Source organism: Streptomyces millisiae, from assembly GCF_031845425.1.
Lineage (GTDB): Bacteria > Actinomycetota > Actinomycetes > Streptomycetales > Streptomycetaceae > Streptomyces > Streptomyces millisiae.
The window spans coordinates 1-9,940 of record NZ_JAVREM010000117.1 but is presented as its reverse complement, the minus strand read 5'-3'; the positions used below and the strand labels follow the sequence as shown (position 1 = coordinate 9,940).

The 9,940-nt window shown below is 73.7% G+C and carries 7 protein-coding genes and 1 pseudogene; 6 read left to right on the top strand and 2 right to left on the bottom strand.

Going from position 1 to position 9,940, the window contains the following annotated elements; all coding sequences use genetic code 11:
• Window positions 1-212: 212 nt before the first annotated feature.
• Window positions 213-1,574, bottom strand: a complete 1,362-nt coding sequence (gene glnA / locus RNC47_RS35015) for a type I glutamate--ammonia ligase (protein ID WP_311604789.1) — start codon at window positions 1,572-1,574, stop codon at window positions 213-215.
• A 453-nt stretch (window positions 1,575-2,027) separates the two neighbouring features.
• Between glnA and RNC47_RS35010 the strand changes: the two genes are divergently transcribed.
• The 5 genes and pseudogenes from RNC47_RS35010 to RNC47_RS34990 all read left to right on the top strand — a co-directional run bounded on the left by RNC47_RS35010 (window position 2,028) and on the right by RNC47_RS34990 (window position 6,671).
• Complete coding sequence (locus RNC47_RS35010; RefSeq protein ID WP_311604788.1) at window positions 2,028-3,536, top strand: ATP-binding protein; 1,509 nt, start codon at window positions 2,028-2,030, stop codon at window positions 3,534-3,536.
• An 88-nt stretch (window positions 3,537-3,624) separates the two neighbouring features.
• Window positions 3,625-4,023 carry a roadblock/LC7 domain-containing protein gene (locus RNC47_RS35005; RefSeq protein ID WP_311604792.1) on the top strand — a complete coding sequence of 133 codons (399 nt, stop codon included), beginning with the start codon at window positions 3,625-3,627 and terminating at the stop codon, window positions 4,021-4,023.
• Entirely contained in the window at window positions 4,020-4,478 is a 459-nt protein-coding gene (locus RNC47_RS35000) for a DUF742 domain-containing protein (protein ID WP_394814949.1), read from the top strand. Before RNC47_RS35005 ends, RNC47_RS35000 begins: the two co-directional genes overlap by 4 nt.
• Window positions 4,459-5,082: pseudogene (locus RNC47_RS34995) on the top strand (GTP-binding protein); the annotation flags it as partial. The gene RNC47_RS35000 and the pseudogene RNC47_RS34995, both read left to right, overlap by 20 nt.
• 116 nt (window positions 5,083-5,198) lie before the next feature.
• On the top strand, window positions 5,199-6,671 hold the full coding sequence (locus RNC47_RS34990; protein ID WP_311604787.1) for a cytochrome P450: 1,473 nt from the start codon (window positions 5,199-5,201) through the stop codon (window positions 6,669-6,671).
• Between the two features lie 121 nt (window positions 6,672-6,792).
• Here RNC47_RS34990 and RNC47_RS34985 read toward each other — a convergent pair whose 3' ends face one another.
• Window positions 6,793-7,806: a terpene synthase family protein gene (locus tag RNC47_RS34985; protein WP_311604785.1), complete on the bottom strand. Its 1,014-nt coding sequence runs from the start codon at window positions 7,804-7,806 to the stop codon at window positions 6,793-6,795.
• A gap of 296 nt (window positions 7,807-8,102) precedes the next feature.
• On the opposite strand from RNC47_RS34985, the gene RNC47_RS34980 reads away from it, so the two are divergent.
• Window positions 8,103-9,869: an NAD+ synthase gene (locus tag RNC47_RS34980; protein ID WP_311604783.1), complete on the top strand. Its 1,767-nt coding sequence runs from the start codon at window positions 8,103-8,105 to the stop codon at window positions 9,867-9,869.
• Window positions 9,870-9,940: the final 71 nt, after the last annotated feature.

Below are 9,940 nucleotides of genomic sequence, written 5' to 3'. Positions count from 1 at the left end.
GGCCTGACCGCGCCGCGCACGGTGCACGGCCCGGCAGGGCCGAGGGCCTGCGGCGGCTGCGCCGCCGGGCCGCGCGGCCCGGGGCCGCGCGACGACCCGCCCGGAGGGCGGGTGGGTGGGCGCGGCACGGCCGCAGGCCCGGGCACCAGGCGCGCGGAGCGCGCCGGTGGCCCGGGCCCTGCGGGCCGGCGGCCAACGCCAAGCGCGCAGCGTCACAGCACCGGCAGGCTCTTCCGCAGCTCGAACGCCGTGACCTCCGAGCGGTACTCCTCCCACTCCTGCCGCTTGTTGCGCAGGAAGAAGTCGAAGACGTGCTCGCCCAGCGTCTCCGCGACGAGCTCGCTCCGCTGCATCAGTTGGATCGCCTCGCCCAGGTTCTGCGGCAGCGGTTCGATGCCGAGCGCCCGGCGCTCGCTGTCGGTGAGGGCCCAGACGTCGTCCTCCGCGCCCGGCGGGAGTTCGTAGCCCTCCTCGACGCCCTTGAGCCCCGCGGCCAGCAGGACGGCGTAGGCGAGGTACGGGTTGCAGCCGGAGTCCAGCGAGCGGACCTCGATGCGGGTGGAGCCGGTCTTGCCCGGCTTGTACATGGGGACCCGGATCAGCGCCGAGCGGTTGTTGTGGCCCCAGCAGATGTAGGAGGGGGCCTCGCCGCCCGCGCCCGCGGTGCGCTGGGCGCCGCCCCAGATGCGCTTGTAGGAGTTGACCCACTGGTTGGTGACGGCCGAGATCTCGCCCGCGTGCCGCAGCAGGCCGGCGATGAAGGAGCGGCCGACCTTGGAGAGCTGGTACTCGGCGCCGGTCTCGTGGAACGCGTTGCGGTCGCCCTCGAAGAGGGAGAGGTGGGTGTGCATGCCGGAGCCGGGGTACTCCGAGAACGGCTTGGGCATGAAGGTGGCCTGTACGCCCTGCTCCAGCGCCACCTGCTTCATCACCAGGCGGAACGTCATGATGTTGTCCGCGGTGGAGAGCGCGTCGGCGTACCGCAGGTCGATCTCCTGCTGGCCGGGCGCGCCCTCGTGGTGGGAGAACTCGACGGAGATGCCCATGGACTCGAGCATGGTGATGGCCTGCCGCCGGAAGTCCATGCCGATGTTCTGGGGGGTGTGGTCGAAGTAGCCGGAGGAGTCGGCGGGCGTGGGGCGCGAGCCGTCGACCGGCTTGTCGTTGAGGAGGAAGAACTCGATCTCGGGGTGGGTGTAGAAGGTGAAGCCGAGGTCGGAGCTCTTGGCCAGGGCGCGCTTGAGCACGTAGCGCGGGTCGGCGTAGGAGGGGGAGCCGTCGGGGGTCAGGATGTCGCAGAACATCCGGGCGGTGCCGGGTGATTCGGCGCGCCAGGGCAGGATCTGGAAGGTGCTCGGCGCCGGCTTGGCGATCATGTCGGACTCGTGTACGCGGGCAAAGCCCTCGATGGCCGAGCCGTCGAAGCCGATGCCCTCGTCAAAGGCCTGTTCGAGCTCGGCGGGCGCCACCGCGACCGACTTGAGGAATCCGAGGACGTCCGTGAACCACAGCCGCACGAACCGGATGTCCCGCTCCTCCAGCGTGCGGAGCACGAACTCCTGCTGCTTCTCCATTTCCACCCATCCTCGCTGGTCAGACGGCTCTGTCCCCGGACGCTCCGCACGGGGCTCCTGAGCATCCCATCACAGGATTTCCACGGCGTTGCGCACGCGCGACCGGTCGGCCCGGCCGCCCCCCATGCCCTCCATTCTGGGACATCGGGGAGACCAAGCTTTGGCCATGAATATACGGGGCGAATTTCCCTTGTGGGTGAACCGGAAACCGCTGGTCAGCAACGTTTCCGCGGACGGCGTACGCGCCCGGCGCCGGCCGTCGGTTGCCCGAACGGGGGAGCTTTCCGCAACTGCCTGCGGCACGCGCCGCCGGCCCTCTACCCTCCGGTGTCACAAAGCGAGTCGCGACCACTACGGCCGGTCGCCATCGCGTATATGTCAGCGGCATGCGCCATGCGCCCCTGCCGTCCGTCCGCCGCCAGGCCAGTGAGGATGCCCGTGAGGAAGCCCGTGGTGCGTGCCGATCCCTTACCGCCCGTCCGCCGGGCCCGAGCCGCGGCGCCCGCGCGGGGGCGGCTGCTGCCGCCCGCGCTCGTGGCGCTGTGCGGGCTCGCGGCCGTGTTGCTGGCCCCGGGTGACGCGCGGCTGCCCGTGCTGTGGTGCGGCGCCGCGGCCACCCTCGCGGTGGCGGTCACCTGGGGCGAGACCGTCAGGCGCGGCCACGCCGCCGAGCGGCTGCGGGCCAAGGTGGGACAGCAGCTGGCCGACGCCGAGTTGGTCGCCTACGACCTGCTGCCGGCCGCCCTCGACGAGTTGAAGCGCGGCAACCTGGAGGCGGACGTCCTCCCTGACATCCCCGACTCCGCCTCCGACCCCCGCCTCGCCAGGGCGCACCGGGCGATGGTCCACGCCATCGTCGACGTGCTGCGCGAGAAGGAGCTCCAGCGGGACTCGGCCAAGCGCGCCATCGTCAACATCGCCTGCCGCATCCAGTCCGAGATCCACCGGCTCCAGGACGACGTCGGCAAGATGGAGTTCCGGCACAACGACCCGGACGTGATGAGCGACCTGATGCGGCTCGAACACGGCATCAACGTCACCGGCCGCTTCGCCACCTCGCTCGCCGTGCTGGGCGGCGGCGCCCCCATGCGCCGCTGGGAGCACCCCATCACCCTCTACGACGTGATGCGCGCCGGCGCCGGGCCGATCCGGGAGTACCTGCGGGTCAAGCAGCACCACGTGATCGACTGCGGCATCCACGGCCACGCCGTCGAGCCGCTGATCATGGTCCTGGGCGAACTGCTGGACAACGCCACCCGCTACTCGCCGCCGAACGCCGAGGTGATCATGAACACCGAGGAGGTGGCCCTCGGCATCGAGATCTCCATCGAGGACAAGGGCACCGGCCTCACCGGCGAGTCGCGCCGCCGCGCCGAGTTCCTGCTCCAACAGGGCGTCGACGGCCTCGACCTGGAGGACCTGGGCGAGACCGCGCGGGTCGGCCTGCGGGTGGCGGGCATCCTGGCCAGCCACCACGGCGCCAGGATCTCGCTGCGCCCCTCCACCTGCGGCGGGGTGCGGGCGGTGCTCTTCATCCCCAACGAGCTGATCACCCACACGCCCCCGCCGCCCTACGAGTTGCCGCCGCTGCGCCCGGCGCCCCGCTGGCCGGTCAGGCCGGTGGTCGAGCCCTCGCTCTACGGCGACGACGACGAGGACGACGACCCCTACGGCCACCTCCCCGGGCTCGACGACGAGGAGCCGCAGTACGAGCGCGCGGCCAACGGCCTGCCCCAGCGCCGCCGGCCCATCCCGCGCGGCCGGTCGTCGGCCTCCGCCACGCGGCGCCCGGCCGCGCCCCCGGCGGCGGGTGCGACCGACGAGGAGCCGCCCGCGGCGCCCGGCCTGTGGGTCGACTCGTTCTTCGAGGGGCTGCGGCGCAGCGACGAGCAGCACGCGGCCGCCGCCACCGAACGGCCGACGGGCCAGGACCCGGGGCCCCCGCCGGGGAGCGGCCGCTGAGCCGGCCGCTCCCGCGCCCCCCAAGCCCGCACAGACAGTCTCGGAATCAAAAGGGTGAGAACACGTGACACAGCGTCGGTTCAAGGACATGGACTGGATGCTCAGGGACCTGGCCGACAGCGTGCCGGGCATCCGGCACATCGTGTTGCTGTCCGCGGACGGGCTGTGCATGGCCCAGCACGGCAGCGAACGGGAGAGCCGGGACAGCGGGGACCGGATCGCCGCCGCCGCCTCCGGCATCAAGAGCCTGGCCCAGTCGATCGCCAGGGAGTTCCCGCGCGACGACGGCGACATCCGGATGGTGCTGCTCGAACTGACCGGCGGCTACTTCTACCTGATGTCCGCCGGCGAGCGCTCCTACCTGGCCGTCACCGCGGAGGGCCGGGTCGACCCGGGCCTGGTCAGCCAGCGCATGCGGGACCTGGTGCTGCGGATCGGCGAACACCTGTCGAGCGAGCCCCGCACACCGGAACAGGCGGCTCCGTGACCGGCACCACCGGTACCCCCGGCCCCTCCGGATCCGCCGAGCCGCCGGGCGGTGGCGGCGGTGGCCGGCGGGGCCGCAGGGCGCGTGGGGGCGCGGGCGCGGGGCGGGCGGTCCCGCTGTACATCGTCACCGGCGGCCGGAGCGAGTCGGGGGACGACCCGGACTCCTTACTCCTGGATCTGGTCACGCTCGTCGTGGCCCGATCCACCGCCGCGGCCCCCGGCCACTCCCCCGAGCACGCCGCCCTGCTGCGGGTGTGTCAACACCCCATCTCCGTGGCCGAGATCTCCGCCCACCTCGGCCTGCCCTTCAGCGCGGTCACCGTGCTGCTGAGGGACCTGAGCGCCGGCGGCCTGGTGGAGCTCAGGCACACTCGCGAGGCGCAGCGGCAGGCCGCCGCCGACCCGGACGTCGAGACCCTGAAGGCGTTGATCGATGGACTACAACGACTCTGACCCCTCCCGGGGGCTCGGCCTGGGCCCCCGGGAGGAGGACCTGCTGCCCAGATCCGCCGAGCAGTCGGTCAAGGTGGTGATCGTCGGCGGCTTCGGTGTCGGCAAGACCACGATGGTCGCCTCCGTCAGCGAGATCCGCCCGCTGACCACCGAGGAGACCATGACGCTCAGCGGGGTCGGCGTGGACGACCTGGCCGGGGTCGAGGCGAAGACCGAGACGACCGTGGCCATGGACTTCGGCCGGATCACGCTGGACGAGCGCCTGGTGCTCTACCTGTTCGGCACGCCGGGCCAGCAGCGGTTCTGGTTCCTGTGGAACGGGGTGCTCGAGGGTGCGCTGGGCGCCGTGGTGCTGGTGGACACCCGGCGTCTGGAGGACTGCTTCGCCGCCATGGACCGGCTGGAGGACGGCGGGGTGCCGTTCGTCGTCGCCGTCAACAGCTTCCCCGACGCGCCGGTCCACCCGGAGGACGACCTGCGCGCCGCGCTCGACCTGCCGGAGCACGTCCCGCTGGTGACCTGTGACGCCCGCCGGCTGGAGTCCAGCCGCGACGTGCTGCTGACCCTGCTGCGCTTCCTCCACGCCACCGCCGCCCCGGCCGCTCCCGCCGCCCCCGCCGCTTCCCCGTCCCCCGCCACGGCGGGCGTCGCCCACGCGCGGGTCGCCCACGCCGTCGCCGTACCCAGCTCCGCCGCCCGTCCGCACCCCTCGGAGGCCCCGTGACCAGGCCGTCGCCAGACCCGTCCCCCACCAGCCGGCCGGCCGGCGGGCTGACCGCCGCCGTGCCGCCGCCCGGCTGTCCCGCGCACGAACCGGGCCCGGGCGGGGTGCACCGGCTGTACGGCCCGGTCGCGTCGGCTGACCCGTTCGGCCTCTACGAGCGGCTGCGCGCCGAACACGGCCCGGTCGCACCGGTGTTGCTGGAGGGCGACGTGCCGGCCTGGCTGGTCCTCGGCTACGCGGAGATCCTCGAGGTGACACGCAACCCGCGCCGGTTCAGCCGGGACGGCCGCAACTGGGGCGAGTACCGGGCCGGTCGGGTGGGCGCCGCCTCACCCATCGCGCCGGTGCTGCTGTGGGGCCCGGACTGCACCCACCAGGACGGCGAGGTGCACCAGCGGCTGCGGTCCGCCCTCAACCAGAGCCTCGACCGCTTCGACCGGCGCGGCCTGCGCCGCCATGTGCAGCGCCACGCCCACCAGTTGATCGACCGCTTCGCCGCCGACGGCGAGGCGGAGATCCTCGCCCAGTACGCCCAGCAGCTGCCGATGCTGGCGCTGACCACCGTGCTCGGGCTGCCGGAGGAGGAGGGGCCGCGTCTGGTGCGGGCCAGCCGCCAGCTGCTGATCGGCACCGAGAAGGCGGTCAGCGCCGACCGGTACATCCAGCGGACGCTCGGCGAGCTGGTGACGCGCAAGAGCACGGACCCCGGCCACGACCTGGCGTCCTGGCTGCTCGCCCACCCGGCGGACCTCTCGGACGAGGAGGTGGTCCACCACCTCCGCCTGGTGATGGTCGCCGGCAACGAGACCACCACCAACCTGATCGTCAACACCCTGCGGGTGGTGCTCACCCACCCCCGGTTCCGGGGCTCGCTGCACGGCGGCCGGATGACGCTGCCGGCCGCGGTGGAGCAGGTGCTGTGGGACGAGCCGCCGATCTCCGTCTGCCCGGGTGGCTTCGCCACCCAGGACGTGGAGTTGGGCGGCCAGCACATCAGGGAGGGCGACGTGTTACTCCTGGGGCTCGCGGCGGCCAACGTCGACCCGGCGGTGCGGCCGGCGCCCGGCGCGCCGATGCACGGCAACCGCTCGCACCTGGCCTTCACCAGCGGCCCGCACGAGTGCCCGGGCCAGGACATCGGCCGGGCCATCACGGGCACGGCGATCGAGGTGCTGCTCACCAGGCTGCCCGACCTGCGGCTGACCACCGAGCCCGACGACCTGAGCTGGTCCTCCTCGACCTGGTCCCGCCACCTGGACGCGCTGCCGGTGGCGTTCTCCCGCCGCGAACCGCGGGGCCCCTCCGGGGCGGGAGCCACGGCGGCGCGGGCCGGCGCGACCACCAGCCCGCCGCCGGAGGCGGCGGCCGCCTCAACGGTGCGGCGCGGCGTCCCCCCCACCGGCCCCACCCGCACCTGGCGGGCCCTGCGGGCCCGCCTACGCCAGTGGGGCCTCCACCGACACGACTGAGCCGACCCCGCCGCGTCACGCGGCCACGTCCCCACGGCGCGCGGCCGCGCGGCCCCGGGGGCGACGCCGCAGGTGAGCCCGCCCGGACCGGGCCGGCCAAGCCCGTCACGGTAGGGGCCTCTCAGGGGCCGCCGGTCGGGGCGGGTGTGGCGGGGCGGGGTGGCTCGGTGGGCTGCGGCGCAGCCCCGTAGCGGGGGGTGACGACGCCCCAGCGTTGGTTGCCGACCATCCAGTTGCGCAGCCCGGCCACGTAACGGTCGAGGTCGGCCTGGCCGCGCGCGTCGACGCCCAGCCGCTCGCAGAGCTCCGGCAGGCGCGCGGCCAGCGCCGCGAACACGCGGGCCCTGCTGGTCGCCAGCCTGGTGACCTGCCGTACCGCCTCCTCCCGCGGGCAGCCGCGCGCCCGCTGCCTGATCAGCACCAGGTTGTGCGGGTCGCCCTGCGCCTCCTCGCGCTCCGCGGAGTGCACGTCGTTGCAGAGGAAGACGACGTCGCCGGCGCAGCGGGTGAGCAGCCGCACCTCGTGGCTCCAGAAGACGCCGGCCGGCACCTCGAAGTGCCCGGCGCGCTCGATCAGGTCGAAGCACGGGGCGGTGCCGACCGCCTGACGGCGCAGCCGCACGTACGCTTCCTCGTCCAGCACGACCCCCTGGGCCCGGTTCCGCGCCTCGCGCACATACGCGCGGAAGAAGCGGCCCAGGTTGGCGGCCGCCCTGGCCCGCCAGGCCGGCGACATGCCGACGACGCTGCGCCGCCACACGTCGGCGTACGCCCGGGCGATCGGCGCGTCGAGCGCGGGCGGGGTGCCGGGGGCGCGGTAGGGGATGGCGGCCAGTTCGGTGACCAGTTGGGCGACGCGTTCCGGTTGCCGGCCGAGCGGGCCGTCGAACAGGTCGTCCAGCGGGAAGCCGATGCAGACGGCGTCGGTGACCAGGTCCAGGTCGCCCCCGGCCGCCTCCGGGTAGGCGTACGCCGCCAGGTCGGTCACCTGCCAGCCCTGGTAGCGGCGCAGCGCCGCCTCGCCGACGACGAGGCCGTGGCGGCGCACCCAGTCCAGGTGGTGGATGCGCGCCCGGCCGGCGCCCGGGTTGATGCTCCCTTGGAAGGGCAGGTAGAAGCTGATGTCCTGCGGCATGGCCGCGCCCCTTTCCAGCATGGCGTCGTCCCGTCCTCACACGCAGGTGGGTTCAGCCCTGCCCTTTGGCATGCCCGCGTAATCCGCGACCGTCGATCCTGGCCGGATTCCGGGGGGTGCCTCACCCACCGATCGGTTGCGGTCGCCATCTCGCGCGGTGACGACCCTTTCCGTCAGGTATGCGTCACTCGCGGATCATTCCCTATCGCCGGGCCCCTCGCCGTTTGCCACGGCCGAAAGCCGGCCAGAAGGACCGCGCCCTACATTGCGTCAGTCGGACGATTAGACTCGACCGCGTGCCTCAGCTACGAATCGCCCTGAACCAGATCGACTCCACCGTCGGCGATCTGCCCGGCAACGCGGACGCCGTGCTGCGCTGGACGCGGCACGGCGTCGACCGTGGCGCGCACCTGGTCGCCTTCCCCGAGATGATGCTCACCGGCTACCCGGTCGAGGACCTGGCCCTGCGCCCGTCCTTCGTGGCCGCCAGCCGGGCGGCGCTCCGCGAGCTGGCGGCCAGACTGGCCGCCGAGGGCCTGGGCGAGGTCCCGGTGGTGCTCGGCTACCTCGACCGGGCCGAGCAGGCCAGCCAGGCGCTCGGCCAGCCGGCCGGCGCCCCGCGCAACGCGGCGGCCGTGCTGCACCGCGGCGAGGTGGCCCTCACCTTCGCCAAGCACCACCTGCCGAACTACGGCGTCTTCGACGAGTTCCGCTACTTCGTGCCCGGCGCGACGCTGCCGGTGATCCGGGTCCGCGGCGTCGACGTGGCGCTCGCCATCTGCGAGGACCTGTGGCAGGACGGCGGCCGGGTGCCGGCCGCGCGCGCGGCCGGCGCGGGGCTGCTGCTGTCGGTCAACGCCTCCCCCTACGAGGTCGCCAAGGACGACACCCGGCTCGACCTGGTGCGCAAGCGGGCCCAGGAGGCCGGCTGCACGCTCGCCTACCTGGCGATGGTCGGCGGCCAGGACGAGCTGGTCTTCGACGGCGACTCGATCGTCGTCGACCGGGACGGCACCGTGCTGGCGCGGGCCGGCCAGTTCGCCGAGGAGTGCCTGCTGCTCGACCTGGACCTCCCGGCCGCCGCCGGCGAGCCGCCGGCCGGCGTGGTCGACGACGGGCTGCGGATCGACCACGTGACGCTCTCGGCCGAGCCGCTGCCGCCCTACGAGCCGACCTACCGCGGCGCGGTCGCCGACCGGCTCGACGACGCGGAGGAGATGTACCAGGCGCTGGTCACCGGCGTCCGCGCCTACGTCAGGAAGAACGGCTTCCGTTCCGTCCTGATCGGCCTCTCCGGCGGCATCGACTCGGCGCTGTGCGCGGCGATCGCCTGCGACGCGCTCGGCCCCGAGCAGGTCTTCGGGCTCTCCATGCCCTCGCGCTACTCCTCGGAGCACTCCAAGGACGACGCGACCGAGCTGGCCAGGCGCACCGGCCTGGCCCTGCGGACGGTGCCGATCGGCGGCATGTTCGACGCCTACCTGGACGCGGTGGAGCTGACCGGCCTCGCCGAGGAGAACCTCCAGTCGCGGCTGCGCGGCACCCTGCTGATGGCGGTCTCCAACCAGGAGGGCCACATCGTGCTCGCCCCCGGCAACAAGAGCGAGCTCGCCGTGGGCTACTCGACGCTCTACGGCGACTCGGTCGGCGCCTACGGGCCGATCAAGGACGTCTACAAGACGGTGGTCTACCGGCTCGCCAGGTGGCGCAACGAGGCCGCGGCGCGGCGGGGCGAGACGCCGCCGATCCCGGAGAACTCCATCGCCAAGCCGCCGAGCGCGGAGCTGCGGCCGGGGCAGGTGGACACGGACTCGCTGCCGGACTACGACGTGCTGGACGGCGTCCTCGAACTGTACGTGGACCGCGACCGGGGGGCGGCCGACATCGTGGCGGCCGGCTACGACGCGGAGCTCGTCTCACGGGTGCTGCGGCTGGTGGACGCGGCCGAGTACAAGCGGCGGCAGTACCCGCCGGGCACCAAGATCTCCCCGAAGGTCTTCGGCAAGGACCGCCGCCTGCCGCTCACCAACCGCTGGCGCGAGGGCCTGGCCGGCCGGGCCTGAACCACGCGGCCTGCGGCCGCCCCGGCGCTCCGCGCGGGGATTGTCCCCACCCGCCCGCAACAGCGCGGGGC